We start from the raw sequence: 25,255 nt of genomic DNA, 5'->3' as shown, positions 1-25,255 counted from the left end.
GAGCGCCGAACGCCGAGTTTTGGCCACTGGCGGGATGCAAGCTTTGGCGAATTTGGAATGGTAGGTGTACCGCACCCACCATTTGCGGTACATTTTGGTCAATAAAATATGAGCCAAATTCTCTTAATTCCAATCCTGCCGGGCCTACCACCACCACTAAAAAATCCATGCTTTCAAGAATGAAGGTGTGACGAATAGGTCGCATGTCGCCATACAGGCCTCTCACTTCCTCTCTTAAGCTTTCCCGAAAAATCGATAAGTCTCGCCCCTTTTCCACGCCTGAGATCTGATCGATGTACCGGCGTGACGGCTGGACGCATCAGTGCGTCGAGACCAGCCAATGGGAAAAGGTGCATAAAACTAACCCCATAATTTGCCTTTTATGGGAACAAAAAATGTGAGACCGCGCATGGGCTTGCCAGGACCACAAGCCGCTCTCTGTGCCGGGCTATTTCCAGGTCAGGCTTTGCCCCGAAAAACACCCCATCAAGGTATCAGGCGGCATTTGGCCCAGCTGCTCAAACAGGGAAAGACTGTTTATCCTTGAAATCATCTCGGCAATCCGTCCCTGCTCAAAGCGGAACATCAGCAGATTGTTGACCTTGATCGGGGTGACATTGTTTACGCCGGAGGCTGTTGTTTGATAGTGCACACTGACCCAATCGCCATCTTCCAGATAGACTAGAATTTCGGTCTTCATCGGCCCGATCAACCGGTGAAACACCTCGATCAGCAGTGGGATATCCTTCCGCAGCGCCAAGCCACCATAAAGCGGGCTGTCTTCGGCCAAAGAAGGGGCAAGACATTGGTCCAAAGCAGCGATGTTATGGGCGTCCCAAACCTCCGAAAACCAAAGTTCGACAACATCTCGCTTGCTTAAAGGCATAGCACTAGCACTCCGACAATTATTGACAGTCGCACCTTGGGTAGAGCTGGAAAATGTGATGCATCTCTTCCTTCGGGCAACAGATAGTTTCGAAAAACCATTACCTAGTTTCCCGCCTGCGACAAGCTTACTCACTGATAAGGAACAACGTTTTCCTATTTTTCAATCAGAGAGGTAGCTGGTGTGAGCAACACGCCCTTTGCATTGCAATGTAATTCACCCCACACCTATTCGCTGGTCGCCTAGGAAAAACTCGTCCATCATCCGCACATAAAATAGCTGAACAACAGGAGATGCGCGTGTCAGAACACGGATATGAGGCCGGGCGATTGAACCTGCCGTTTGTGGGAATTTCCACCTTTGGCAAGTCCAACTATGTCGCCGATTGGGATGCAATTGATGCTGATGTTGCCATCCTTGGGGCGCCCTTTGATTTTGGCACCCAGTGGCGACCAGGTGCCCGGTTTGGCCCCCGCGCAGTGCGCGAAGCCTCCACGCTTTTCAGCTTTGGCCATGCCGGTGCATATGACCACGAGGATGACGCCACCTATTTGGGCGCAAATGTGACCATGGTAGATATTGGCGATGCCGATATCATCCATACCAAAACCGAGGAAAGCCACGCCAATATCGAATTTGGTGTCCAAAAGATCCTCGATGCAGGTGCCCTGCCCGTCACCATCGGTGGTGACCATTCCATCAACATCCCCTGCATCAATGCCTTTGCCGAGGATTGCGCTCAAAACGGTCCGTTACATGTGATTCAGATTGATGCACATCTCGATTTTGTCGACACCCGTCATGGTGTCACCAATGGCCATGGCAACCCGATGCGCCGCGCCATTGAAAAGGATTATGTCGCAGGCATGACGCAGCTGGGCATTCGCAATGTCTCCTCTACCGCCAAGGACGGCTATGACGATGCCCGTGCCCGTGGCTCTGACATTCTATCGGTGCGCCAGGTGCGTAAACTGGGCTGCGAGGCCGTCCTCGATCGCATCCCGGAAGGTGCGCGCTACTATGTCACTATCGACATTGACGCTTTCTGCCCCTCAATCGCTTCGGGCACTGGAACCCCCAGCCATGGCGGTTTCCTCTATTATGATGTGTTAGAAATCCTACAGGGCCTTGCCCAGCGTGGCGATGTGGTGGGCATTGATCTGGTCGAGGTCGCCCCGGCCTATGATCCAAGCGAAAGCACCCAGATCCTGGCTGCGCAGCTCTTGCTCAACTTCATTGGCTTTATATTCCACGCCCGCAAGGGACAGACCTCAGAAATCTGACGGTCGAAAGCTGGCATGCCTCCCCTTCTTCGGCGCATTCGTCGAAGAAGGGCCTAACGTCCGATGACGATATCAGCCTGCAGCCCGCCCAGCTCTTCGCTTTTGCCCAGGCGCAGCATTCCTCCATGGGCCCGGGCAATATCGGTTACGATGGCCAGGCCCAGCCCCACCCCCGAGCCCAGATCCTGATTCCGCGCCGGATCCAGCCGGGCAAAGGGGCGCACCGCATCCCCCCTCTGGGCTGCGGCAATACCCGGACCATCATCCTCGACGCGCAGACGCAGGGATTTTTCGGTCAAGGCCACAGAAACCCGCGCCCTAGTGCCATAGCGCACCGCATTGGAAATCAGGTTCTCCAGGGCCCGACGCATCGACTGCGCCCTCAGCAGAACGGTGCCAGAACCGCTCAGCTCCCCCAGCATCACATCCTTATCCTGGCGACGCCAATCCTCGACCACCGAGATCGCCAAGTGTTGCGGATCCACAGCTTCCGGCTCGCCTGTGGAAGCGCCACGCGAGAAATCCAGAAAAGCATCCAGCAGGGCCTGCATTTCGCTCACATCGCGCAGCATCGGCGCGGCATCCTCTTCATCTATCATGGCCAGGCTCAGCTTCAGCCGCGTCAGCGGCGTGCGCAGATCGTGGCTCACCCCCGACAGCATCAAGGTGCGTTGTTCGATCTGGCGCTCAATTCGCGCCCGCATATCAAGAAAAGCGCTGCCCGCCACCCGCACCTCAGTCGCACCACGCGGCGAATAGGCCAGATTGCGCCCCCGTCCAAAGGCCTGGGCGGCATCGGCCAGTTTCTTGATCGGGCGCAGCTGGTTGCGCATGTAGACAAAGGAAATCACCGTCATCAAAAACCCAAAGAACACCATGGTCACGATCAGCTGATGTGGTGCTGCCGCCGTCAGGCGCCGCCGATCCAACCGCAGCTCCAAAAGGCCCGCCGGTGTTTCAAAGTAGAGCAGAAACTCGCGATTCTCAGGGAATTTGACCGCAACAAAGCCGACCAGTTCCCGCTGCATCTTATCGCGCACCACACGGCCGGAGAATTCATTCAGGCTCAACTCATTCACCGGTCGGGGCGCATCGGGGTCTACAAAACGCGCCGCCATGGTCAAAGGCGCCAAATAGGGCTGCAACCGCTGCAAATAAAGTTCTGGATCTTTGATCTCTCCCGCCTGTTGTCGCAGCAGGGAGATTTCACGCAAAACCGTCGTGGTCATCTGCGTTGTTACATCCTCCAAATCACGCTTGATAAAGACAATTGTCACAATCAGCTGCAGGGTCACCACAGGCATGATCAGGATCAGTGCCGCACGGGCATAGAGACTGCGCGGAACATATTGTTTGAGCCATTGGAAGAACATAGGCTAACACTAGCGGTGCAGCTGCGCAGTGTGAAGAGAGCTTGGCAACAGTCTCTGCTGTTAGCGAAACCACTGCTCGTCCCAGTTCAAACGGGGGGGCGCAGAAAAACAGAAAAGGCCGCGCAAAAATGTGGCCGACACCACAGGCAAAGGGCAATACCAGATGCAGGCTCCAGATGATTTCACCCCCCCCCCCGGCCTGCCAGAGGAGCTGCAGCCAGGGGTGCGGCGCCTCCTGGCCCCTAACCCGTCCCCAATGACATATCGCGGCACCAACACCTATCTGATCGGAACAAGGGATCTGGCCGTCATCGACCCGGGCCCGCAGATGGAAAGCCATCTAGAGGCCATTATCGCTGCGGTGCAGCCCGGGCAACATATCAGCCATGTTATCGTCACCCACAGCCACCTTGACCATTCTCCCCTTGCCCGCGGACTCGCGGAGCGATGCGGCGCGTCGGTCTATGGTTTTGGCGGCAGTGAGGCCGGGCGCAGCGCCATCATGCAGGAGCTTGTAGCCGCAGGCATGAAAAGCGGCGGCGAAGGTATCGACCGCGCTTTCTCCCCCGATATCACCCTGGTGGACGGGGAGTTCCTGTCTGGAGAAGGCTGGGAGCTGGAAGTGATTCACACGCCCGGCCACCTGGGCAATCACATCGCCCTTGCTCTGGGAGATGCCTGTTTCACCGCAGATCACGTGATGGGCTGGGCCAGCTCTCTGGTTTCGCCCCCCGATGGTGATCTGACCGATTTCATGGCCTCTTGCGCCCGCCTGCGCGCGCGGGACTGGCGGGTGTTCTATCCCGGCCATGGCGGGGCCATCACCGCCCCCCAAGAGCGGTTGGATTGGCTGATCGCCCATCGCCAAGGCCGCGAAGCAGAGATTCTGAGCGCACTGGCAACCGCCCCTGCCACCCCGGCCGCACTGGCGCGCCTGATCTACAAAGAAACGCCAGCTGCGCTTTTGCCCGCCGCCGAACGAAATGTTTTTGCCCATCTTGTCGATCTGGTCGGCAGGTCCAAGGTAGAGCCCTGCGGTGAATTTGCAGAAACCGCCAGCTTTCAATTGCGGGTCTGAGATTTTTTCAGAAAAATGAAATTCACCTCTGGACCTCCCTCTGAGGTCTCGCTATATCGCACGGACCGTTCCGGCGTAGCTCAGCGGTAGAGCAGTTGACTGTTAATCAATTGGTCGTAGGTTCGATCCCTACCGCCGGAGCCATAAAAAGCCCTTAACCTGAATAGGTTGAGGGCTTTTTTGGTTCTACGGATATATGGAGAAACGCCCTCGCTTAGAGGCCTCACAAACATGCCCTCAGGCGGCCCTCCCCCCGGTTTTTCCAGCCAATCAAACCTCTTCTGCTGAAGGGAGATATCTCTGCAAAGCGGGCTTTGCCTTTGCCCAGAATTTCCGCAGAGCCGGGGCGGCGGGATCCTGGTCTGGTTCCTGCATTTCGATCTCGATGAGAGCTCCTCGCAGATCGGCGAGACCCAGAACCGCAGCGGATCCCGCCAGCCTATGGGCTTCCCTACGATGCTCTTCCAAAAGCTGTTCAGACCCGTCCAGGAGGGTGAGAAAACACTCAAACTCGGTGATATAGGCCTTCAGGAACCCAGTTGCACGCTCGGTGCCCAAAGCGTCAAAAAACTGTTCAACATCGGAAAGCTCCTCAGGTTCACCACCCGCACTCGGTGGGGCAGCGCGCCGCGCGATCAAAGCCGACAGGTCCTGTTGGCTGGCCGGTTTTGTGACCACTTCGACAAAGCCTGCTTTGAGTATCCGAGCATGGTCTTCCGGCGCAGTATGGGCGGTCAGCGCCACAATATCGATATCATCCGCCAGATGTTCGGCCCGGATTCGGCGGATTGCTTCGATCCCATCCACTTCCGGCATGCTGATATCCATCAAGACCAAATCAAACCGCAGCTTTCTGCAGGTCTCAACGGCGGCCGCCCCGCCCGAGGCAACCGTTACCTGATGCCCCTGCTTCTGGAGCATATGCTGAAACAGCTCTCGATTGATGTCATTGTCTTCGACCACGAGAATCGCTGCAGAATAATCCTGAGATTGCTCTGCCTTTGGGGCATGGCTTGGCAGCGGCAGAACGCTTGGCAGAGGCAGCACAAGTGTAAACAGGCTGCCCTCTCCCAATTCGCTTTCGCAGGTGATTGTTCCACCCATAGCTTCGACGATCCGATTGGTGATGGCCAAGCCCAGCCCCGTGCCCTCGCTGCTGCGCGCAAAGCTGGAGTCCAGAGTGATAAAATCTTCAAAAATCCGGTTCAGGTCCTTGGCGTCGATCCCCTCTCCGGTATCCGAGACGTGGAATTCGATCTGGCCTGCCGAGTCATTGCGTTGAACATCAACCATAACTGCACCATCGCGGGTGAACTTGATCGCATTGCCTATCAGATTGAGCAAAGCCTGCTGCAGCGCCCGCGGGCGGCCGGAAACCACATCAGCCCCATCCCTGATACAATAATTCAGGGTCAAAACGTTGCCGTTGGAGCGCGCATGGGCCTGCTGGCTTTCTACCAGCCCCTCCATCGACTCCCGCAGATTGAAGGAACATTCGGCTTCTGCCCCGATCCCGGCTTCCAAACTGGAGAGTTGTAAAACATCGTTTACGTGGTGCAGCAGCAATTCACCAGAGACCAGCATCGCATTCAAGTACCGGCTTTGCTCGGCGCTTGGGCCAGTTTGCTCCAGCAGCTCGATAGAGCCCAGAATTCCCGTCAGTGGCGTGCGCATTTCATGGCTCATCACCGTCAGGAGGTTGGCCTTGGCACGTTCCCCCGCCAGGGCATCATCGCGGGCCCGGCGCAGTTCTTCTTCGGCAGCGATACGATCGGATATATCGCGAATGAAGCCAACAAAAACCATGTCGGCCTGGCTGCGGCTGACGGAGAGAGAGACCTCCACCGGGAAGATCTCGCCGGATTTTCTTTGGGCCTCCAATTGCACCCGCCCCTGCCCTACCACCCGGGGATCAGAGGTTTTCAACAGGCGGGCCATACCGGAACGATGGGCCGCGCGCAGATGCGGCGGGATGATCAAATCAGCCATCTGGGCGCCGATCACTTCCTCACGGTCATAGCCAAAGATCGCCTCGGCGGCGCCATTGAAGGCCAGAATATGCCCCTCTTGGTCTGTCATCAGGATGGCATCCAGCGAGGAAGAAATCATAGCCTCCATACGAGAGGCCGCTTTTTGGCGCTCCAATGCCAAATTGCGACCGCGGCGATACATCCAACCCGACAGGAGTGCCGTGACCCCCAGCGCCGCAATCAGGGCCAGAACGACAACGCCCAAGCGCCACAAAAGATCAAAAAGCTGCAACCGTTTGCTTTCGGTCTCTTCGACCTGTATCACCACCCCAAACAGGGCCAGCTCGCGTACATCATCTCCATTGTGCAGCAGTTGCGTCGCGATCAGGTGACGGTTCTTCATCAGCTGATCATCCGGCACATCAATTACCTCAACCAAGGTATCCAAACGGCCCTGCAAACGGCCCAGCAACTTGCTACCCGCCGGAGAATTGCGCAGATCCTCAAAAAGCGGCCCCTCAACAAAGGTGTCGATGCGGCTGTAGTAAATATCAAATTGGCGTCGAAGAGCGGAGATTCCGCCTGGTTCAACAACCGAATCCAGCGCGGCTTCCAGCTTGAGATGATCCACTTCGGCCTGGGACAGAACCCATTGCATATTGTCCGTTGCCGCGGTTGAAAGCCCTTCCAGCCGCAAAACGACCTCATGGCCCAGACGTACTGATTGCAAGGTCAGCAACGGCAACATCATCAAAGCCAACACGAGCAAAACCTTTGACAGCCGAGGCCAGTTTCGCTTTCCAAACATGGGCTCACGCACAGCGTTAGCCGCCTTCCGCGGGAAGACGGCCGAGGCGGCTTGGGGTTTGGCCTGCTGTGCCTCAGTCATCGCCTTTGTCATTCAGTTATTGGTCTTAGGGTCATGCTGTCCAACTGCCAGATGCTGCGGCTATAGATCGCCTCAGTCCGGTAGGCCGGATTGCTGTCGTAGGGATAAACCAGCCACAAAGGGCCTTTGCCGCGCAAAGACATCGTCTTGCCATTGCGCATATAGGCAACAATTGGACCCTCTGCCGTTGCATCCGACAGCGGCACTTCCACCATGTAATCATTGACGGCCCGCGCCTCAATTGTAAGCCCCGGGGTGCCCGCGGTCAGATCAAACTGAGCCAACAAATCCGCCAGAGGCACGCCGGTAAAACTCTGCGGCCCCGTGGTCCAGATCGTGGAGGTGTCAAAACTTTTTGCCTCATAGCCCTTCATATCCTCGAGGGTCAGCTGCGCGACTTTGACTTCGTCCCCCTGCAGGGTAATGGTCAGCACAAACTCGCTTTGAATCGCTGGCGTCGTTCCATTGGCCGCCGTATCCGCGCGGGCAACATCGCCCGCAAACAGGCCTGCAAAAATTGCAAGACCGCCGCCTAGAGCCAAGGATAGAAACCTCTTTCCGTACATTCCGACGCCTCTCTTCTCGTTGTGCAAAAATCAGCCCATTTGGTGGACCGCACTCTCGGAACCATCCCAGCTATTCTTGCTATCTAAAATTGAGGAAACCCTAACATACATTCCTGATTGAGCTATCTACGCCTGCGGATAGTCTCCTATCCTTCTGTATAGATGTGGAATTCGTAAAATGCCTTTCATTCAACAGGCCGCCTCGCCCATCTGCATGGCATCAGACGCGCCGTCAGGGCGCCAATTCTGGCGCTAAACCGCTGTGCGTATTGCGCTGTTTTCACCCCGCCTGCGCTTTGACTCAGCAGATCCTGTTTTGGTTCAGGCAAAGGCTGATGAGTTGACATCCTTCAAAACTTCCAAAAATCTTGATGGAATTGAAAGACTTCTGATTGTAGGCTAAGCCTAGTGTCAGTCCAACTTTTAGGGTCTTCATGCGTATTTTGTTAGCAGACGATCACGATATGGTCCGTGAAACCATCTCTGCCTTCCTGGAAACCAAGGGGGAAGCAGCGGTTGTCTTGGCCACGGATTTGGCCGGAGCGCTGGACCAGATCAAAACCGACGGCCCCTTTGATCTTGTGCTGTTGGACTATCAAATGCCGGGCATGCATGGGCTCAACGGTCTAAGCGAAGCCATCGCTGCCAATGGCGGCAAAGGGGTTGCAATTCTCTCCGGCAACGCGCCGACACAAACGGCTCAGGAAGCCCTCAAACTAGGCGCAATCGGATTTATTCCAAAGACCATGGGCGCCCAGTCGCTACTCAATGCTGTCAGGTTCATGGCAGCAGGCGAAATCTACGTCCCCGTGGATCTGATGCGCGAGGAAGCCTCCGCACCGGCGCACCCCTTGGCAGAAAAGCTGAGCCCGCGCGAGAATGAGGTCCTATCCGGTCTGTGCAAGGGCCAATCCAACAAGGAAATCGCCCGCGAACTGGACCTCCAGGAAGTCACGATCAAGCTGCATGTGCGCACGCTCTGCCGCAAACTGGACGCAAAGAACCGAACCCAGGCTGCCATGATCGCAAAGGAAGCCGGGCTCTACTGACCCTGCGCGCGCCTAACCCTGGTTTTGGATATGCAGACAGCTCGCATGTGTTTGCACTGGAGAGCGCCCCCAAAGATAGAGGCCGCGACCTCGCCCGACCTAAAATGAGATCCTCGCAGGCAGGTGGGCATAGCCGCGAAAACGGATGCGGCCCCCGCTCTCACGCCCAGGCAGGACTTCGTAGTTGGGATAGCGGGCCAGGAACCGCTCCAGCGCAATTTTGCCTTCCAGCCGCGCCAGGGTCAGCCCGACACAGACATGCGGCCCGCCCGCAAAGGCCAGATGCCGGTTTGGCTTGCGCGCCACATCAAAAACCTGCGGATTGTCAAAAATCTCAGGATCGCGATTGGCCGCACCAATGACCAAATGCAGATTGCTGCCACGCGGGATCACATGTCCGCCGAGCTCCACCATGCCCGTGGTTTCTCGATTGCCGAGCTGGTTGGGCGAACGAAAGCGCAAGATCTCCTCGACCGCAGGCTTTATCAGCTCAGGCTGCGCCAAAAGCCGCGCCCGCTGATCCGGATGATCATGCAGCAGAGCAAGTCCGTTGCCGATCAGATTGGTGGTGGTTTCATGACCGGCATTCAAAATGAAGATACAGTTCTGGATCAGCTCGATCTCGCTCAATCCTTCCGGCTGTACTTCGGTGTCGCTATCCCCGATCAACCGGGTCAAAACATCCGTTTCCGGATCCCCAGGCGCAGCGCGACGACGGGCAATCAGATCGCTCAGATAGGCCTTGAACTCCTCAACCGCTTGGTGCCCCATCGCCAGCTCTGACTCGCTCAAGGAGGGCTCGAGCGCCCCAAGAATAGCCAGAGACCAATCCCGCAGAGGCCCGCGTTCATCCATTGGCACATCCAGCAGGTTGCCAATGACCTGAATGGGAATGGTTGCGGCAAAATCCGCGATCAAATCCACAACTGGCCGGTCGGCCATTGCCGCAAGCAGATGATCGACGGTAGCAATCAACCCCGGCTCCATCCGGGCCAACGCCCGGGGTGTCAGCGCCGAACTCATAATCCGACGCACCCGGGTGTGCAGTGGCGGATCCGAAAACACCAACGAGGTGGTGTGATGTTCAAACAGCGGAGAACCGGCGCCAAATTTGGGGGCAAAAACCGCCTTTTTATCCGAAGAAAACAGCGTTGTGTCCCGGTAGATGCGATCCAGATCATCGTAGCGGCTGATCAGGAAAGAGCCATCCGGCTGCGGCAGCACCGGCGCTTCGGACAAGAGCGCATCATAGAAGGGAAACGGATCCTCAACAAAACCTGCGGGCGGATGGGTCAGATCAAAATGACGAATATCTGCCATCGGTGACATCGAGGATTTGGGCAAATTGGCTACTCCAGGTTAATGCTTTGAAGATCAACATAAAATATCGCCCTGTCAACACTACGCTCCTTGTGTTCAACGGCGAAGCTGACAAAATTTGCTGGGTGACAGGGGGCGAAAATCGCCATATGTTCCCCCTATGTCCACATCCATTTCCACCATCCGCAACCTGGGCCCCGCCTATGAAGAGGCGTGTAAGCGCGCCGGTATTCACAGCGCAGAAGAGCTGCGTGGCTTAGGCGCAGATGCTGCCTACGGGCGGTTGCTGGCCAATGGCAGCAAGCCCCATTTCATCGGCTATTATGTGCTGGTCATGGCACTGCAGGGGCGCCCCTGGAATGACTGCAAAGGCGATGAGAAAAAGGCCCTGCGCAAACGCTTTGACACCATCAAGGCGCAGAGCTTTGACAAGGGGCGCTCTGAGTTTGAACGCATCCTGGACCAGATCGGCGTGATCGAGAAGACGGCTAGCCGCTAGGACCACCGCCGCGCAGCCGCTGCCCTCCCACCTGAGCATAAAAAACTGAGCACAAAAAGGGCCGCTCCGACCTGCGGAGCGACCCAATCTTGCATCTTAAGATCTGAAGCAACGGTGGCTTAGCCAACCAGCTCGAGACCGGAGAAGAAGTAGGCGATTTCAACGGCAGCTGTTTCAGGCGCGTCGGAACCGTGCACGGAGTTTTCTCCAACCGATTCCGCGAATTCGGCGCGGATGGTGCCGGCTGCGGCGTCGGCTGGGTTGGTTGCGCCCATGATTTCACGGTTCTTGGCGATGGCGTTCTCGCCTTCCAGAACCTGGCAAACGATTGGCTCGGAAGACATGAATTCGCACAGCTCGTCGTAGAAGGGACGCTCAGCGTGCACTTCGTAGAACTTGCCAGCCTGGGCTTTGGTCAGGTGAATACGCTTTTGTGCGACGATACGCAGGCCAGCTTCTTCGAACTTGGCGTTGATGGCACCGGTCAGGTTGCGACGAGTGGCATCGGGTTTGATGATCGAGAAAGTGCGTTGCAGAGCCATGGGGCGTTCTCCATTTGAAAAAGTGGCGGCAAAATCCGCGCCGGAATATCGCGCGCCGCCTAACATGCCTGCGGGCAGTTGGGAAGGGGGAGTTTATGCTGGCGGGGGATTGGCGGGCATTTTCAACCCGCTTGCTCCAATGGGTCGCGCATATCGAGCCAGCGCACATAAAGCGCAAAGCCAAGCGCACAGAGGCTTGAAAGCACAATGATAGACAGCACCATGAAGGGGGCGTTTCCCGGGCTCACCAGCAGACCGGTGATGGTGGTCATCACTGCGCCAAACGCAACAGTAATGGCTCCTGCCAGCCCCGAGGCTGACCCCGCCAGATGCGGCCGCACCGACATCAGGCCAGCGCTGGCATTGGCCACTGTCAGCCCATTGCCAAAGCCAACCGCTATCGCGGCGCCAAAAAACACCAGAACCGCTCCCTGTTCAGCCAGAAACAGGCCCAGACCGATCACCGGCCCCAGAACGGCGGCAACCCGCCCCGCCAGGATCAAACCGGTGAGCGACACCCGGCCCGCCAAAAGCCCGGTGACAAAATTGCCCACCATAAAGCCACCGGTGATAATACCGATGCCCAGGCCCAGCTGCGCCGGGTTTAGATCAAACCAAGCCGCCGCCACCAGCGGTGCTCCGGTGATAAACGCGTAAAAACCGCCAATGGAAAAGGCCAGGCAGAAACTGTAGCCCCAGAAGCGGCGCGAGGCCAGCAGATCAGGATAGCTGCGCATCTGTGCCCCAAAGGTTGCAGAGGGCTGGTGGTTGGTCTCTCCCCAATCCGCCCAGCTGAGCAACAACAGGCCCAGCCCCAGGCTGGTATAAAGCACAAAGACCGAGCGCCAGCCAAAGAGCATATCCAGCGCGCCTCCCAGCATCGGCCCGAACATTGGTGCCAAAGCCATGACCATGGTCACATAGCCCAGCTTGCTGGCCGCTTCATTTGTGGAATAGACGTCGCGGATGGCCGCACGGGAAAGCACCTGACAGGCCACCACCATCGCCTGGATCATGCGAAAGGCCAAAAACCCCCAGACCGATTGCGCCAACACGCAGCCCAATGAGGCCAGCGCATAGAGCAACATCGAGACAAGCAATACCGGGCGACGGCCAAAGCGATCAGACAGCGGCCCCATAAGCAGCTGCAGGATCGCAGAGATTCCCAGATAGCCCGCCACGGCCAGATTGACCAACCCATAGCCACTGTCAAACTCTTCGGCGATCCGAGCCAAGGAGGGCAAGAACATATTCAAGGAGAGGACCGCCAGAGCATTGGCGTAAATCAAGGTCACAAGATGGGGAGCATTCTGCGCGGCCCGCATGGATCACCCTAAGGCTAAAATCTAAGGTCGAGAAACGGCCCTGAGACGGGTGTCATGGGGATGTTTCGGCTCAAATGGCTTTGCGTCAGCTTCTTGCATTCCCGGGCAAAAGGCCAGATGCAAACCAGACTCAAAGAAGAGGGTACCTCTGCGGAGGATGGCGCGGTCATGCCCTCTGTTTGGACGCTGGCCTGTTTGGACACTGGCCTGTTTGTGAGGCTCTGCCTCACACTCCGGAATATTTTTGGAAAGATGATATAGGGCGGAGTGGTTTGGCGCGGTCATGGCTGTGGGACAGGTTGCAGATCAAGAGCGTTTCAACGAGGGCGCCGTCGGATACGCATTGACAAGGCGCGATGACTGCGACAGTGCATGAGCCCATGCTACGTATTCAGGATATCACCTATTCGGTTGAAGGGCGGCCCCTTTTTGAAGAGGCCAGCGCCACCATTCCCACGGGCCACAAAGTGGGCCTTGTGGGGCGCAACGGCACCGGTAAAACCACGCTTTTTCGCCTTATCAGGGGCGAATTGGTGCTGGAGACGGGATCAATCACTCTGCCGTCAAAGGCGCAGATTGGCGGCATTGCCCAAGAGGCGCCCTCTTCCAATGTGTCGCTGATTGACACTGTGCTGGCGGCGGATACTGAACGGGCCGCCTTGATGGCGGAGGCCGAGACCGCAACCGACCCTTCCCGTATTGCTGAGATACAGACCCGGCTGGCCGATATTGACGCCTGGTCGGCGGAAGCGCGGGCGGCCTCGATCCTCAAGGGGCTTGGCTTTGACGAAGAGGCGCAGCAACGCCCCTGTTCCGACTTTTCCGGAGGCTGGCGGATGCGCGTGGCGCTGGGGGCAGTCCTGTTCTCGGAACCGGATCTGCTGCTCTTGGATGAGCCGACCAACTATCTGGATCTCGAGGGGGCGCTTTGGCTGGAAGCCTATCTGGTCAAATATCCCCACACGGTGATTATCATCAGCCACGACCGGGAGCTGTTGAACCGTTCCGTCGGAGGCATCCTGCACCTGGAAGACCGCAAGGTCACCTATTACGGCGGCAACTACGACCAGTTTGCCCGCCAGCGTGCGGCCAATCGTGCCAACCAGGCGGCTCAGGCCAAAAAACAGGACGCCCGGCGTTCCCATCTGCAGTCTTTTGTGGACCGGTTCAAAGCTAAGGCGAGCAAAGCAAAACAGGCTCAGAGCCGGGTCAAGATGCTGGAGAAGATGGAGACCATTCGTGCCCCCGAAGATGCGGCCCGTACGGTGTTCACCTTTCCCACTCCGGAAGAGCTTTCGCCGCCGATTATCGCCACAGAGGGCGTCAAGGTTGGCTATGACGACAAGGTCATCCTGAGCCATCTGGACCTGCGCATTGATCAGGATGATCGCATTGCCCTTTTGGGCAAAAATGGCGAAGGCAAATCGACCCTGTCAAAAATGCTGTCTGCTCGTCTGCAGCCGATGAACGGCAAGATGAGTCAATCCAGCAAGCTGCGGATCGGCTTTTTTGCCCAGCATCAAGTGGATGAGCTCTATATCGATGAGACGCCACTGCAGCATTTGATGCGCGAACGTCCAGAAGAGGGCCAGGCTCGTTTGCGAGCCCGCCTGGCCGGATTTGGTCTGGGCGCTGATCAGGCCGATACCGAGGTGGCGCGTCTGTCCGGTGGGCAGAAGGCACGCCTGTCGCTGTTGCTGGCCACCCTGGAAGCGCCGCATCTGCTGATCCTGGATGAACCGACAAACCACCTGGACATCGAAAGCCGCGAGGCTTTGGTCGAGGCTTTGACAGCCTATACCGGCGCGGTTGTTCTGGTCAGCCATGATATGCATCTGCTGAGCCTGGTGGCGGATCGGCTCTGGCTGGTCTCGCAGGGGACGGTCAAACCCTATGACGGCGATCTGGCCTCTTACCGGGCCTTTCTGTTGGAAAAAGACAAGCCCGCAGCCAAGGACAAACCTGCGAAACGGGCCAAGCCAAAGCCTGCGCGCCCCTCGCGAGAGGCCATCATGGCCCTGCGCAAGGAGGCCCGAAAATCCGAAGAGCGGGTCACCAAGCTGAGCCAAATGAAAGACAAGCTGGACGCCAAGCTGGCAGATCCAGAGCTTTACGAACCGGAAAAAAAAGACGAGGCTCGGGTTTGGCAGGGCAAGCATGCCGAGGTCATCACCGCGCTGGAGCGGGCCGAGATGTTGTGGATGCGCGCCCTGGAGAAACTGGAAAAAGCTGAAGCCACATGATCGATACTGCCTTTTTGATCACCTCTTTTGTGACGCTGTTTGTGATCATTGATCCCATTGGCCTCACCCCGATCTTTTTGGCATTGACCCAGGGGGCCTCCCCCCATGAACGGCGTTCTATCGCGCTGCGCGCCTCGCTGACATCGATGGTTCTTCTGGCGCTTTTTACCGCTTTTGGCGAAGCCGTTCTGGGCTTTGCCGGTATTTCCATGGCCGCATTTCGGGTGGCTGGGGGCGTTTTGCTGTTCATCACTGCGCTCGACATGTTGTTTGAGCGGCGCACCAAACGCCGGGAAAACCAGGGCGAAGAGGCCACCGAGGTCGAGGACCCGTCAGTCTTTCCCATATCGATCCCTCTGATTGCCGGGCCCGGATCCATTGCCACGGTCATTCTGCTGGCCGGACAGAAACCCGGATTGGAGGGCTTTGCCCTGGTGATGTGCGTAGTTTTTGCGGTGCTTTTGGTCATGCTGGCTATGTTCCTGGCCTCAGGGCTGCTGGAACGCGCCCTTGGCAAGACCGGCATCAATGTGGTGACCCGTCTGCTGGGAATGTTGCTGGCGGCCCTTTCGGTTCAGTTCGTTCTGGACGGGCTGCGCGATTTTGGCTTTGCCAGCTGACAACAGGCCAGGATCAGCGACAACAACCCAGGACAAGCTCATGGAAGACATCGATTTTGGACGCTTGCTCTACCTTGGGCTGCTGCTCTGCGCTGTGGGCGCCTGGGTCTTTGTGCAAACGCGCCAACGCCTGAGCACGACCCTGCAACAGATGGCGATTTGGGGCTTTATCTTTCTGGGGGCCATCGCCGCGTTTGGACTGTGGGAAGACATCCGTCAGACGGTGCGACCACAGCAATCGGTAATGGGTGAGACGGGTCAAGTTGTGGTGCCTCGCTCTCCTGATGGTCACTATTACCTCACGCTGTTGGTCAACGGGGCGCGGGTTGATTTTCTGGTGGATACCGGTGCGAGCGAGGTCGTTCTCACCATCAAAGATGCCCGCCGGGCCGGGTTGGAGCCGGAAAAGCTCGCCTATTTGGGGCGAGCCAATACCGCCAACGGTGTTGTGCGCACGGCCTCTGTGCAGGTCGATGAGCTGGCCCTGGGACAAATCCGCGATCGCAATCTGCGGGTGTCGGTCAATAAGAGCGACATGGATCAATCCTTGCTTGGCATGACCTACCTGCAACGCTGGTCCAGCATTGAAATCCGCAATGGGGCCTTGGTCCTGACCCGCTAGATCCCGGTGATCTGAGGGTTGAGGGCAAAAAAACACGCCGCAAAGGAAAAAGTGTTTTCCAGGCGCGCTCCCTACTTAGCAAACGAACTGAAGACGCCGCTGCACAAGAGAACTAGCCGGAGCTGTCAGGCTTCGGCCTTCTTTTCCCAGCGCCCGGATTCTTCGGACCAGTATTGCGCCGAACACCCTGCCGCTGTCAGGTTTTTCCATTGGCCGCGGGCCGTTTCGACCGCGGTCTGATCGGTGCCGTCAAACAGGATGCACACCCGCTGCAGGCCCTGAACCTCCTCGGGTGTTACCCAGGCGCCGTCGACGGTCATCAAGCAATCCGGCGCATTGGCGCTCTCAGCTGCTGTGGTCAACAAAATCGGTTGCAGAGCATCATGGGGCCCACCCGCCTGACCATGGGCCAGAAAACTGTCTGCGCTGCCCTGCCAAAGGCAGTCATCCAGCCAGTTCATCCGGTCAGCCATTTGGCCGCGCACAACAATGCGCCAGCCCGCAGCGCGCGCTTTTTGCAGCAGAACCGGCAGGGTCTCCTGCAGCGGGCGGCGGGTCAGATGATAGAAATAGGCGGCCCCCATTGTGAATTTATTCCGCCTCGAACTTGTCTTGCACCAGGCGGTCCAGCGCCATGACGCCCCAGCCGGTGGCGCCTTTGGGTGCATAGGCGCTCGCGGATTTCAACAGGGCCACCCCGGCGATATCCAGATGCATCCAGGGCATATCGTCCTTGATAAATCGTTTGAGGAACTGGGCGGCTGTGATGGAGCCTGCGGGGCGGCCGCCGACATTTTTCATATCGGCAATGCGCGACTTCAGCTGGTCATCATAGCCCTGTCCCAAGGGCAATCTCCAGGCGCCTTCATCCATCGCCTGGGCGGATTTGAGGAACCCGTTGCACAGCGGATCATCATTGGAAAAGACACCGGCATTTTCATGGCCAAGCCCAATGATCACGGCGCCGGTGAGGGTGGCGAGATCGATGACACCGCAGGGCTTGAAGCGCTCCTGCGCGTACCACAAGACATCACATAGAACCAAACGCCCCTCGGCATCGGTATTGATCACCTCGATAGTGTCGCCTTTCATGGAGGTCACCACATCGCCCGGACGGGTGGCATTGCCCGAGGGCATGTTTTCGACCAGCCCAACCAGGCCCACCACATTGGCGCGAGCCTTGCGCAGCGCCAGGGCCTTCATGGTGCCGACAACCACGCCGGCGCCGCCCATATCCATGGTCATCTCTTCCATGCCAGCCGCCGGTTTGAGCGAGATACCACCAGTGTCAAAGACCACGCCTTTGCCAACCAAGGCCAGCGGCGCTGCGCCCTCGCTGCCGCCGTTCCAGGTCATGATGGCCACTTTGGAGGGGCTGTCAGATCCCTGCCCCACACAGAGCAACGCTCCCATGCCCAGCTCTTCCAGCTGGACTTCCTCTAGGATCTCGATCTCAAGACCAATCTGCGCCATATCTTCGATCCGGCGGGCAAATTCTGAGGTGGTCAGCACATTGGCGGGCTCGTTGACCAGATCACGGGTCATATGAACCCCCTCGGCAACCGCGGCCAGAGGCGCAAACGCTGCTGCCATTTCCGAATGGGCCTTGTGGGCGATAGTGATTTCGGTCTCTGGCCTGTCCTCCGCCTGGGATTTGTGGTTGTCAAAACCATAGCTGCGCAGGGCCATGCCCATCGCCAGCTCGGCCGCCTTGGGAATCGATCCCGCCATCACTGTCATGGATTTCCCCGGCGCCGCGGCCACCAGCTTGGCGCCGGCCTGACGCGCCTCCACCGGGGTGATACGGCGGGGCAGAACGAGGACATGCAGGGCTTCGGCTGCCATACCAGTGGGCCATCCCAAGGTAATGACAGTGCCGGTTTTATGTTTGGCAAATTCCGGGGCTGCAATCAGACGCGCAAGCGACCCCTTGGTCAACCGGTTGGCGCTGCGCGCCGCCTGATCCATCACACCTTCGGGCGTGACCAGAACAACAACATGGCCGGTCATACCCGAAACAGCTTTGGGGTCGTAGTCGGCAAAACGAAGGGCAGGCATGGTGCTCATGATCTGATGGCTCCTGATGGAAAAGATCTTTTTGGTTTCACAATAACTATCCGGCACGCTGGACAATTGCCAGCCCACAAGTCGCCAGCGCCGGCCCGCAGCCCCCCCTGTTAGCCCCGGTCTCGGCACCAAGCCGCCAAAGCTGCGATTGATCACAGAAATCACGCAGATAGCAGTTTTCCCCGTGAAACAATTCCTCTAAGGTTTCGCCAAATGACACTGGCAGGGTCTGGGGGGATCAAATGTCACGTTTTGACAGATATGTCCTGTCGCAATACCTGCTGTTCTTCAGCTTTTTTGCGCTTGTTCTTGTTGCCGTGTTTTGGGTGAACCGGGCGGTGGTGCTGTTTGATCGTCTGATTGGCGACGGGCAAACAGCCATTGTCTTTTTGGAATTCACAGCTCTTGCCCTGCCCAATCTGATCCGCATGGTCTTGCCTGTGGCGGTGTTTGCCTCGGCGGTCTGGGTGACCAATCGGCTACAAAGCGAAAGCGAACTGACTGTGCTGCGCGCCACCGGCACCAGCCCCTGGCAGATGGCGCGGCCTGCTTTGATTTTTGGGGTGATCACAGGGCTGATGATGTCTGCGCTCACCCATTTCCTGCTGCCAAGCTCCATCAGCCAACTGGCGGTACGCGAACAGGAAGTGTCGCGAAATGTGACGGCCAAGCTCTTGACCGAAGGGAATTTCCTACACCCGGTCAAAGGGGTGACCTTTTACATTCGGCAGATCGACAGCAATGGGACGCTGAACGATGTTTTCCTGTCCGACAGGCGCGATCCCAACCAAAGTATGACCTACACCGGAACGCGGGCCTTTTTGGTGCGGGACGGTGAGAGCACTCATTTGATCATGGTGAATGGAATGGCGCAGCGCCTGGACCATCGTACCCAACAGATGTCGACAACCAACTTCTCCGACTTCTCCTATGATATTAGCTCTTTGGCCAATAAAAGCACGGTGGTGCATCGCAATATACGTGAAATTTCTTCTTGGGAGTTGCTGCGCAATCGCGCAGAAATCGCCCAGTCAGAGGGCTATAGCCTTGGCGCCTTGGCCGAAGAATTTCATCTCCGGTTTGCCCGCGCACTGATCTGCGTTGCGGTGGCCCTGATTGGCTTTGCCTCGCTCATGCTGGGCGCACATTCGCGCTTTGGTGTCTGGCGGCAGGCACTTCTGGCTTTTCTTCTGCTGATCCTTGTCGAAGGGCTGCGCGGCGTGGTTTCGGAACCGGTGCGCAGCAATCCGGACTTTTGGCCGCTGATCTACCTGCCCGCCCTGTTTGGACTGACCATCGCAGTTGGCTTTCTGCAACTCGCAGCCCGCCCGCCGGCGCCGCGGCGGCGCTCGGCCCCGCCGCCTGGGCCCCTAGACCCAAGCAACCAGGGGATCAAATCATGAAGCTGGATCTTTATTATGCCCGGCGGTTCCTGCAGTGGTTTGCGGTGATCTGCGGCGTCTTGATGACATTGGTTGTGCTGATTGATCTGAACGAACAGATCCGTCGGTTTGATGCCTATGATGTCAGCGCGCGTGAACTTGTCGGCCTAACGCTGCTGAATGCGCCCGCTGCGCTGAGCGAGTTCCTGCCGCTGATCATGATCCTAACAACCATTGTGCTGTTTGTCGGCCTGGCCCGCAGCAGTGAGCTGGTGGTGACCCGTGCAATAGGTCGCTCGGGCATTCGGGCACTCGCCGCTCCGGTTCTCGTCGCCGGACTATTGGGGCTCTTGGCCGTCAGCACTCTCAATCCGATTGTTGCCGCCACCACCAATCTGTCCAAAACCCTGGCAGAAACCTATCGCACTGGCGGCCCCTCTGCCCTATCCCTCTCCGGCGAGGGCCTCTGGTTACGCCAGGGTAGCCCCACCGGACAATCGGTCATCCACGCCGCCTCCTATGGCGGCGGGCGCGATGATATTGTGCTCTATGATGTTACCATTTTGACCTATGCCTCCGGTGGTGGCCCGATCCGCCAGATCATTGCCGAAACGGCGCAGCTGGATGGGGACGAATGGCTGCTCCATCAGGCCAAGGCCTGGCATTTGACCGCGGGTCTCAACCCGGAAAGATCGGCAGCAACCCATGAAAGCCTGCGCGTGCCAACCTCGCTCACCCAGGACCGCATTCGTGACAGGCTCGATTCGGCGGATGGCATTTCGGTCTATGATCTGCCAACCACCATTCGCGATCTGGCCGAGGCCGGGTTTTCGACCAAACGCTATCAGGTCTGGTATCAGGTCGAGCTGGCCCGCCCGCTGTTTCTGATTGCCATGGTCCTGGTTGGTGCCGCCTTTACCATGCGCCACACCCGCTTTGGCGGCACAGGGCTAGCAGTTCTAACAGCTGTATTATTAGGCTTTGGGCTGTACTTTATTCGAAATTTTGCGCAGATTTTGGGGGAAAACGGACAGATTCCAGTGGCTCTGGCCGCCTGGGCTCCGCCTGTGGCCTCAATACTGCTGACGATGGGACTGCTTTTACATGCTGAGGACGGATAATATGCGCCGCGCCCTATTGCTCTCGGTGGTTCTGCCCTGGCTGGTCATTGCCCCGCCTGCGGGCGCCCAGCAGGAGAACACGCCCCCTGCGGCACAACAGCCCGCGATTCTGGTTGCGGATCAACTGTTCATCACCCCAGAGCGGCAGCTGATCGCCAAGGGCAATGTCGAAGCCTTCCAGGGTGATATCCGTCTGCAAGCGCAGCGGATCACCTTTGAGGAAAGTTCGGGTACGCTGCAAATCGAAGGCCCAATCCGGATTGACCAGAGCGGTGACGTCACCATTCTGGCCAATGCCGCCGAGCTAGATCGCAGCCTGCGCGACGGGCTGTTGACTGGCGCACGCATGGTCTTTCGCCAGCAATTGCAACTGGCCTCGCTGCAAATGACCCGCGTTGGCGGTCGCTATACCCAGCTCTACAAGACTTCGGTCACATCCTGCCATGTCTGCGAGGACGGCAAACCGCCGCTTTGGCAGATCCGCGCTGAACGGGTGATCCATGATCAGGTCGAACAGCAGCTCTATTTTGAAAACGCCCAGGTGAGAGTGCTGGATGTCCCGGTGTTCTACTTCCCCGCCGTGCGTCTTCCGGATCCCAATCTCAAGCGCACCAGTGGATTTTTGGTCCCATCGATCCGCACCACCTCCAACCTGGGCACAGGGGTCAAGATCCCATACTTCTTTACCCTCGGGGAAAGCCGGGATCTGACGCTGTCCCCCTATTTGTCGAGCAGCACGCGTACACTGGATGCCCGATATCGTCAGGCCTTCCGTCATGGCTCCATCGAGCTGGAAGGCGCCTATACCCGCGATGATCTGCAACCAAATGAAGGCCGCGGCTATCTGTTTGCGACTGGGCAGTTTGACCTGCAGCAGGATTTCCAGCTGGAGTTTGATCTCAAGACAGTCTCGGATGATGCCTATATCGCCGATTACAGCCTGCCCGATTTGGACCGTTTGAGATCCGAGGTCACCCTGACCCAGGCGCGGCGTGACAGCCTGCTGCATGCCGCTCTTATTAATTTCAAAACCCTGCGTGATACTGAAGACCAGGATCTGATCCCCTCTTCCATTGGGGAGATTTACTATCAAAAGCGATACTTCCCGACCTCTATCGGAGGGGAAACCAGGCTGACCCTGGAAGCCCATGGTCACAATCGCACCTCGGATACCGAAGGCAGCCTAACCGCTCCGAATGGTCGCGATCACGGCCGGGTCTCGGCCGACCTCGACTGGCGACGCAGTTGGCGTCTGGCAAGTGGGATGGAACTGGAATGGGAGCTCGGCTCGGCCATTGATGGTTTCACCACCTATGACGATTCCTATTATTCGGAACATAGCTCGCGCATCACGCCACGATCAGCCCTTACCCTGCGCTTGCCGATGTCAAAAACCGACGCCAGCGGCGCTGTACAGTTCTTTGAACCCATCGTTCAACTTGGCTGGAGCAATGTGATCGGCGATTCTGTGGCCAGAGATGAGAGCAACTATGTTGAATTTGATCAGGGCAACCTCTTGTCCCTGTCACGCTTCCCGGCGCTAGACGCGCGCGAAGACGGGCTCACCCTGGCCTATGGCTTCAACTGGGCCCGCTATGCCAGCAGTGGCTGGCAGGCCTATGCAACAGTCGGCCAGGTGATCCGGCAAGACGCAGACACTCGGTTCACCAAAAGCTCGGGTCTGGGAGACACCACTTCGGACCTGCTATTGGCGGGCCAGTTGAAGTTCAATGATAGTATTGCCCTTACCGCTCGCGGATTGCTCAACGATTCTGTGAACTTCTCCAAAGCCGAAGTGCGTGGTGACTGGTATCACGACGCACTGGCCCTTTCAGGCAGCTATCTCTGGCTTGGAACGGACACAGCCGAGAACCGCACCACGGAGACATCCGAGATTTGGGTCGACGGCTCCTATGAAGTGTCTCCCAGCTGGAAAGCCAGCGCCAACCTGCGCTATGATATTTCCGATTCACGTGCGACGCGGGCAGGTATCGGCTTAGCCTACAGCAATGAATGCATGACGGTCGACCTTTCGGTAAACCGTCGCTATACCTCAACAACAAGCGTAGATCCCTCTACGGATTTTGGATTTTCGATTTCCATGAACGGGTTCTCAGTCAATAACGGCAGCAAACAGTACAGGCGATCATGCAGACACTCTTGACCCAGGCCTTCTCCGCATCCCTGATCCGCGGCATTTCCCGAACGGCAGCCGCCCTCTCTTTGACCGTTGCGCTCTTTGGCACTGCCGCGCCCGTTGCTGCGCAGGGGCTGTTCTCGCCCGCCATCACCGTCGACAGCGCAGTCATCACTAACTACGAGTTGAAGCAGCGCGCCCTGTTCATGGGGATTTTGCGCGCGCCTGGCAATCCAGAAGTCCAGGCCCGCGAAGAGCTGATCAAAGATCGGCTTAAGCTCGCAGAACTGGCTAAAGTCGGCATCATTCCAACAGAGGAAGAGATCACCGCCGGCATGACCGAGCTTGCCGGCCGGGCCAGCCTCGGCCTCAATGAGTTTCTTAAGGTTCTGCAAGAAAACGGCATTAGCCCGGAGACAGTGCGTGACTACACCGAGGTAGGCATCGGCTGGCGTGAATATATCAGCGGGCGCTTTCTGGCCCAGGCGCGACCAAGCGAAGAAGAGATTGACCGCGCCATGGGGCGCGCTGGATCCGGCGGCGTGCAGGTGCTGCTGTCTGAGCTGATCGTGCCCTTGAATGAGCAGAATGCTCAGCAGGTCCAGCAGCTCACCGACCATGTGGGCACATTGACCACTCTTGCTGCCTTCTCTGCGACGGCCTCTCAGTATTCCGCCTCTGACAGCCGTTCAAATGGCGGCCGCCTGCCCTGGATGAATCTCACCAAACTCCCACCGCAGCTGCAACCGGTTGTACTGGCACTTGAACCTGGCGAGATCACCGAACCCTTGCCCCTGCAGGGAGCGGTTGCGATGTTCCAGATGCGGGGCGTTCGCGAAACCACCGGTGGCAGCCAGCGCTATGCCGCCATTGAATATGCGGCCTACTATATTCCCGGCGGGCGCAGCCCCGAAGCCCTGGCTCAGGGGCAGGAGGTTGTGAATAGGATCGACACCTGTGACGATCTCTATGGTATTGCCAAGGACCAAGACCCAAGCCTCTTGGACCGCCAAAGCCTGGTGCCTGCGGAAATCCCCCAGGATATCGCCATTGAGCTGGCCAAGTTGGACCCCAATGAGACCTCCCTCAACCTCACCCGCAACGAGGGCCAAACCTTGATGGTTCTAATGCTTTGCGGACGTACCGCCGAATTGGGCGAAGGTGAATCGCGCGAAACTGTGGCCAATGCCCTGGTACAGCAACGTATGGGCTCTTTGTCAGATAGCCTGCTTGAACAGCTTCGGGCCGACGCCCTGATCATCGAGAAATGAGGCCCGCAACACCTCACTTGCCCCCCATCGCGCTGAGCTGTGGGGAGCCCGCAGGCATTGGTCCCGAGATTACATCCAAAGCCTGGCAGCTCTTGAAAGAGAGCTGCCCTTTTTTTTGGATCGGTGATCCTGCGCATCTGCCGTCAGACACCCCTGTTGCCATGATCAAGACCCCGTCTGAAGCCCTAAAGGTCTGTGCTCAAGCCCTGCCGGTGTTGCCTCTTAAGTTTGCAGGCTCCACGCAGAAAGGTCAGGCCGATCCGTTGAATGCTCCTGGTGTGGTGCAGTCCATCGAACACGGTGTCGCGCTGGTGCGCTCCGGAGAGGCCGCGGCGCTCTGCACTGCCCCGATCCACAAGAAAGCGCTGATTGACGGGGCGCAGTTTGCCTTTCCGGGACATACCGAATTTCTGGCCCATCTGGCCGGGCGCAGCCGTGTCGTGATGATGCTGGCAAGTCCTTCCCTGCGCGTTGTGCCAGCCACCATCCATATCGCCCTGCGCGAGGTTCCACAGGTTCTGACGCCGGAACTGTTGCAAGAGGTGATCGCAATCACTGCCCAGGGTTTGGCCGACCAGTTTGGCATCCAACAGCCGCGCATCGCCGTTGCCGGGCTGAACCCCCATGCTGGCGAAAGCGGTGCTATGGGTCAGGAAGAACTGGTCTGGATCAATGATCTGGTCTCCGAACTGAACGCAAAGGGGATGACCCTCACCGGACCACATCCCGCGGACACATTGTTTCATGCCGCTGCCCGTGCCCGCTATGACGCCGCCGTCTGCATGTATCACGACCAGGCACTGATCCCGATCAAGACGCTGGATTTCGACCGAGGCGTCAATGTGACCCTGGGACTTCCCTTTATCCGCACATCCCCGGATCACGGCACCGCCTTTGACATCGCTGGCAGCGGGCAAGCAAATCCGTCTAGCCTGGTTGAAGCCCTGAAACTGGCGCAGAGCATGGCACAGCGCAGCGCTTCGCCCACTTGACGCCTTAGGGCCGACTGCCT

General features: G+C 57.9%; 22 protein-coding genes and 1 tRNA gene. 13 read left to right on the top strand and 10 right to left on the bottom strand.

Annotated elements, in window-relative coordinates:
• Together AN476_RS23240 and AN476_RS15790 are read right to left on the bottom strand one after the other, a co-directional pair.
• Positions 1–277, bottom strand: a 277-nt coding sequence (locus AN476_RS23240) for a hypothetical protein (RefSeq protein WP_216598388.1), incomplete at its 3' end; no start/stop codon positions are given.
• Between the two features lie 171 nt (positions 278–448).
• The gene (locus AN476_RS15790) at positions 449–886 is read right to left on the bottom strand and encodes an ester cyclase (RefSeq protein ID WP_054462554.1); all 438 of its coding nucleotides are present in this window, start codon (positions 884–886) and stop codon (positions 449–451) included.
• A 299-nt stretch (positions 887–1,185) separates the two neighbouring features.
• Between AN476_RS15790 and speB the strand changes: the two genes are divergently transcribed.
• Positions 1,186–2,169, top strand: coding sequence for an agmatinase (gene speB, locus AN476_RS15785; protein ID WP_054462553.1), 984 nt, complete (start codon positions 1,186–1,188; stop codon positions 2,167–2,169).
• A gap of 53 nt (positions 2,170–2,222) precedes the next feature.
• On the opposite strand, the gene AN476_RS15780 is transcribed toward speB, so the two are convergent.
• Positions 2,223–3,542: an ATP-binding protein gene (locus AN476_RS15780; protein WP_054462552.1), complete on the bottom strand. Its 1,320-nt coding sequence runs from the start codon at positions 3,540–3,542 to the stop codon at positions 2,223–2,225.
• Positions 3,543–3,705: 163 nt separating this feature from the next.
• On the opposite strand from AN476_RS15780, the gene AN476_RS15775 reads away from it, so the two are divergent.
• Both AN476_RS15775 and AN476_RS15770 read left to right on the top strand, forming a co-directional pair.
• Positions 3,706–4,620, top strand: a complete 915-nt coding sequence (locus AN476_RS15775) for an MBL fold metallo-hydrolase (protein WP_054462551.1) — start codon at positions 3,706–3,708, stop codon at positions 4,618–4,620.
• 69 nt (positions 4,621–4,689) lie between these two features.
• Positions 4,690–4,764 (top strand) — tRNA-Asn (locus AN476_RS15770).
• A gap of 126 nt (positions 4,765–4,890) precedes the next feature.
• Here the strand turns inward: AN476_RS15770 and AN476_RS15765 are convergent.
• Both AN476_RS15765 and AN476_RS15760 read right to left on the bottom strand, forming a co-directional pair.
• Positions 4,891–7,479, bottom strand: a complete 2,589-nt coding sequence (locus tag AN476_RS15765; RefSeq protein ID WP_253279916.1) for a PAS domain-containing hybrid sensor histidine kinase/response regulator — start codon at positions 7,477–7,479, stop codon at positions 4,891–4,893.
• Positions 7,480–7,487: 8 nt separating this feature from the next.
• Positions 7,488–8,045: a molybdopterin-dependent oxidoreductase gene (locus AN476_RS15760; RefSeq protein WP_157063778.1), complete on the bottom strand. Its 558-nt coding sequence runs from the start codon at positions 8,043–8,045 to the stop codon at positions 7,488–7,490.
• A 434-nt stretch (positions 8,046–8,479) separates the two neighbouring features.
• Here AN476_RS15760 and AN476_RS15755 point away from each other — a divergent pair, with 434 nt between their 5' ends.
• Positions 8,480–9,094: a response regulator transcription factor gene (locus AN476_RS15755; protein ID WP_054462550.1), complete on the top strand. Its 615-nt coding sequence runs from the start codon at positions 8,480–8,482 to the stop codon at positions 9,092–9,094.
• Positions 9,095–9,193: 99 nt separating this feature from the next.
• Here AN476_RS15755 and AN476_RS15750 read toward each other — a convergent pair whose 3' ends face one another.
• Positions 9,194–10,414, bottom strand: coding sequence for a cytochrome P450 (locus AN476_RS15750; RefSeq protein ID WP_054462549.1), 1,221 nt, complete (start codon positions 10,412–10,414; stop codon positions 9,194–9,196).
• A gap of 160 nt (positions 10,415–10,574) precedes the next feature.
• On the opposite strand from AN476_RS15750, the gene AN476_RS15745 reads away from it, so the two are divergent.
• Positions 10,575–10,913 carry a TfoX/Sxy family protein gene (locus tag AN476_RS15745; protein WP_054462548.1) on the top strand — a complete coding sequence of 113 codons (339 nt, stop codon included), beginning with the start codon at positions 10,575–10,577 and terminating at the stop codon, positions 10,911–10,913.
• Positions 10,914–11,032: 119 nt separating this feature from the next.
• Here AN476_RS15745 and ndk read toward each other — a convergent pair whose 3' ends face one another.
• On the bottom strand, positions 11,033–11,455 hold the full coding sequence (gene ndk, locus AN476_RS15740; protein ID WP_009812004.1) for a nucleoside-diphosphate kinase: 423 nt from the start codon (positions 11,453–11,455) through the stop codon (positions 11,033–11,035).
• Positions 11,456–11,577: 122 nt separating this feature from the next.
• Positions 11,578–12,780 (bottom strand): Bcr/CflA family efflux MFS transporter, encoded by a 1,203-nt coding sequence (locus AN476_RS15735; protein ID WP_054462547.1) that lies wholly within the window; start codon positions 12,778–12,780, stop codon positions 11,578–11,580.
• Between the two features lie 380 nt (positions 12,781–13,160).
• On the opposite strand from AN476_RS15735, the gene AN476_RS15725 reads away from it, so the two are divergent.
• The 3 genes from AN476_RS15725 to AN476_RS15715 are packed head-to-tail and all read left to right on the top strand — an operon-like array spanning position 13,161 to position 16,265.
• Positions 13,161–15,023, top strand: coding sequence for an ABC-F family ATP-binding cassette domain-containing protein (locus tag AN476_RS15725; RefSeq protein ID WP_054462565.1), 1,863 nt, complete (start codon positions 13,161–13,163; stop codon positions 15,021–15,023).
• Positions 15,020–15,643, top strand: coding sequence for a MarC family protein (locus AN476_RS15720; RefSeq protein ID WP_054462545.1), 624 nt, complete (start codon positions 15,020–15,022; stop codon positions 15,641–15,643). The genes AN476_RS15725 and AN476_RS15720 overlap by 4 nt, the downstream gene beginning before the upstream one ends.
• 40 nt (positions 15,644–15,683) lie before the next feature.
• Positions 15,684–16,265, top strand: coding sequence for a TIGR02281 family clan AA aspartic protease (locus AN476_RS15715; protein WP_054462544.1), 582 nt, complete (start codon positions 15,684–15,686; stop codon positions 16,263–16,265).
• A 125-nt stretch (positions 16,266–16,390) separates the two neighbouring features.
• Here the strand turns inward: AN476_RS15715 and AN476_RS15710 are convergent, their stop codons facing one another.
• Positions 16,391–16,849 carry a DNA polymerase III subunit chi gene (locus AN476_RS15710; protein WP_054462543.1) on the bottom strand — a complete coding sequence of 153 codons (459 nt, stop codon included), beginning with the start codon at positions 16,847–16,849 and terminating at the stop codon, positions 16,391–16,393.
• 7 nt (positions 16,850–16,856) lie between these two features.
• Positions 16,857–18,332, bottom strand: coding sequence for a leucyl aminopeptidase (locus AN476_RS15705; RefSeq protein WP_054462564.1), 1,476 nt, complete (start codon positions 18,330–18,332; stop codon positions 16,857–16,859).
• Between the two features lie 242 nt (positions 18,333–18,574).
• Between AN476_RS15705 and lptF the strand changes: the two genes are divergently transcribed.
• The 5 genes from lptF to pdxA are packed head-to-tail and all read left to right on the top strand — an operon-like array spanning position 18,575 to position 25,235.
• Positions 18,575–19,735, top strand: a complete 1,161-nt coding sequence (lptF, locus tag AN476_RS15700; RefSeq protein WP_054462542.1) for an LPS export ABC transporter permease LptF — start codon at positions 18,575–18,577, stop codon at positions 19,733–19,735.
• A complete protein-coding gene (gene lptG / locus AN476_RS15695) occupies positions 19,732–20,835 on the top strand; it encodes an LPS export ABC transporter permease LptG (RefSeq protein WP_054462541.1) in 1,104 nt (367 codons plus the stop codon). The genes lptF and lptG overlap by 4 nt, the downstream gene beginning before the upstream one ends.
• 1 nt (position 20,836) lies before the next feature.
• Positions 20,837–22,999, top strand: coding sequence for an LPS-assembly protein LptD (locus AN476_RS15690; RefSeq protein WP_054462540.1), 2,163 nt, complete (start codon positions 20,837–20,839; stop codon positions 22,997–22,999).
• Positions 22,984–24,243 (top strand): peptidylprolyl isomerase, encoded by a 1,260-nt coding sequence (locus tag AN476_RS15685; protein ID WP_054462539.1) that lies wholly within the window; start codon positions 22,984–22,986, stop codon positions 24,241–24,243. Before AN476_RS15690 ends, AN476_RS15685 begins: the two co-directional genes overlap by 16 nt.
• Positions 24,240–25,235: a 4-hydroxythreonine-4-phosphate dehydrogenase PdxA gene (gene pdxA, locus AN476_RS15680; RefSeq protein WP_054462538.1), complete on the top strand. Its 996-nt coding sequence runs from the start codon at positions 24,240–24,242 to the stop codon at positions 25,233–25,235. The genes AN476_RS15685 and pdxA overlap by 4 nt, the downstream gene beginning before the upstream one ends.
• Positions 25,236–25,255 lie beyond the last annotated feature (20 nt).

It is taken from the genome of Phaeobacter sp. 11ANDIMAR09 (assembly GCF_001294455.1).
In the GTDB taxonomy this organism is placed as follows: domain Bacteria; phylum Pseudomonadota; class Alphaproteobacteria; order Rhodobacterales; family Rhodobacteraceae; genus Pseudophaeobacter.
This window is presented reverse-complemented; position numbering and strand designations above follow the sequence as displayed.